2 protein-coding genes are annotated in these 2,220 nt (G+C 74.3%); one reads left to right on the top strand and one right to left on the bottom strand.

The annotated features are described in order from the left end of the window. Positions 1 to 1,622 (top strand): S9 family peptidase (locus GL263_RS25365; protein ID WP_182858078.1); only part of this gene is annotated, 1,622 nt, incomplete at its 5' end. Positions 1,623 to 1,748: 126 nt separating this feature from the next. Here GL263_RS25365 and GL263_RS25370 read toward each other — a convergent pair. Further along, positions 1,749 to 2,171 (bottom strand): CBS domain-containing protein, encoded by a 423-nt coding sequence (locus GL263_RS25370; RefSeq protein WP_182858079.1) that lies wholly within the window; start codon positions 2,169 to 2,171, stop codon positions 1,749 to 1,751. Between the last annotated feature and the right edge of the window lie 49 nt (positions 2,172 to 2,220).

Below are 2,220 nucleotides of genomic sequence, written 5' to 3' on the forward strand. Positions count from 1 at the left end.
CCCTCACCCCGCCCACCGGGCGCGGCGGCGGCCCGCGCTACGTCGACCTGGTACCACAGCCCGACCTCGGCGAAGTGTGGTGCGTCCGCGAGGAGTTCACCGGCGAACGACCCACCGACGTGCAACGTGCGCTGGTCGCCGTCCCGCTCGACGGCTCCGCCGCCCACGAACCCGGAGCGGTAAGGGAGTTGGTCGTCGACGGTCGCTTCCTCGCCGGGCCCCGGCGCTCCCCGGACGGCCGGCACCTGCTGTGGCTCACCTGGGACCACCCCCGCATGCCGTGGGAGAGCACCCTGCTGCGGGTCGCCGAACTCGGCACCGACGGCCCCCTTGCCACCGTCGGGGCGCCGCGCACGCTGCTCGGCGGGCCGTCCGAGTCCGTCGCGCAGGCCGACTGGGCCGTCGACGGCACCCTCCTGGCCGTCAGCGACCGCACCGGCTGGTGGAACCCCCACCGGGTCCCGCTGGACGGAGGGCCACCGGTCAACCTCTGTCCGCGGGAGGAGGAGTTCGCCGACGCGCTCTGGAAGCCGGGCCAACGCTGGTTCGCCCCGCTGCAGGACGGCCTGCTGGCCGTCCTGCACGGCCGCGGCGCGGCCCGCCTGGGAGTGCTCGACCCCTCCGGCGGCGACCTCGTCGACGCGCCCGGCCCCTGGACCGAGTGGGCACCGGCGCTCGCCGTCGTCGGCGACCGGGTCCTCGGCATCGCGGCGAGCCCGCACAGCGGCCCGGAGATCGTCGAACTGGACACCGCCACCGGGCACACCCGGGTGGTCGCCGAGGAGCACCGCGACGTCGTGGACCCCGCCCACTACCCGAACCCGCGACCCCGCACCTTCACCGGCCCCGACGGCCGTGCCGTGCACGCCCACGTCCACCCGCCGCACCACCCGCGCCACGCCGCCGCGGACGAGGAGGCGCCCCCGTACGTGGTGTGGGCGCACGGCGGCCCCACTGGACGGGCTCCCGCGGTGCTCGACCTGGAGATCGCCTACTTCACCTCACGCGGCATCGGCGTCGTCCAGGTCGACTACGCCGGCTCGACCGGCTACGGCCGCGCCTACCGGGAACGGCTGCGCGGCCAGTGGGGCGTGGCGGACGTCGAGGACTGCGCGGCGGTGGCCAGGGCCCTGGCAGACGAGGGCCTCGCCGACCGCGACCGGCTGGCGATCCGCGGCGGCAGCGCCGGCGGCTGGACGGCGGCCTGCTCCCTGGTCTCGCCGGCCACCGAGGGCCTCTACGCGGGCGCCGTGATCAGCTATCCGGTGCTCGACCCGACAACTTTCGCGGAGGTCACCCACGACCTGGAGTCCCACTACCTCACGTCGCTGATCGGGCCACCCGACACGGCGGCCGCACGCTACCGGGACCGTTCGCCGGTGCTGCGGGCCGACCGGGTCCGGGTGCCGTTCCTGCTGCTCCAGGGCCTGGACGACGCGGTCTGCCCGCCCGCGCAGTGCGAGCTCTTCCTCGACGCGCTCGACCGGGGGCGGGCACCGCACGCGTACCTGACCTTCGAGGGCGAGGGCCACGGATTCCGCCGGCAGGACACCGTCGTCCGCGCGATGGAGGCCGAACTCGCCCTGTACCGGCAGGTGTTCGGCATCACACGCGGAAGCTGACAAGGGTGGGGCCCGCCGCCGTCGGACGGCAGGGTGGGGCCCGCCGCCGGCGGGACATCGTTCGCGGGCCGGCGACGGGCCCAGGGGGTGAGGCGTGCGACGGTCGGGACCGCGGCCCCGGCGGGCTCAGCGGGACTGCGAGTAGACGCTCTCCACGAAGGCCGCGATCTGGTCGTCCGACAGGTGGTGCGCCAGGTCCGCCTCGCTGATCATGCCCACCAGCCGCTTGTTCTCGATGACCGGCAGCCGCTTGATCTGGTGGCTGCGCATCTCCTCCAGGACCTCACTGACGTCCGCGCCCGCGTCGATCCAGCGAGGCGTGCCCGCGCACAGCTCCTCGCAGGTCGTGTTGGCGGGGTCATGGCCCTCGGCGACGCACTTGACCACGATGTCGCGGTCCGTGATGATCCCGCACAGGCGCTCGTCGGCGTCACTCACCGGTAGGGCGCCCACGTCGAGGTCCCGCATCAGCTGGGCGGCTCGGTCGAGGGTCTCGGTTGCCGGAATCCACTGCGCACCGGGGTGCATGATGTCCTTGGCCGTGGTCATGTCATACCTCCAAATGCCGCGAGGGACGGCGCGCGGCGTTTCCATCGTC

It is taken from the genome of Streptomyces durbertensis, from assembly GCF_014156695.1.
Lineage (GTDB): Bacteria > Actinomycetota > Actinomycetes > Streptomycetales > Streptomycetaceae > Streptomyces > Streptomyces durbertensis.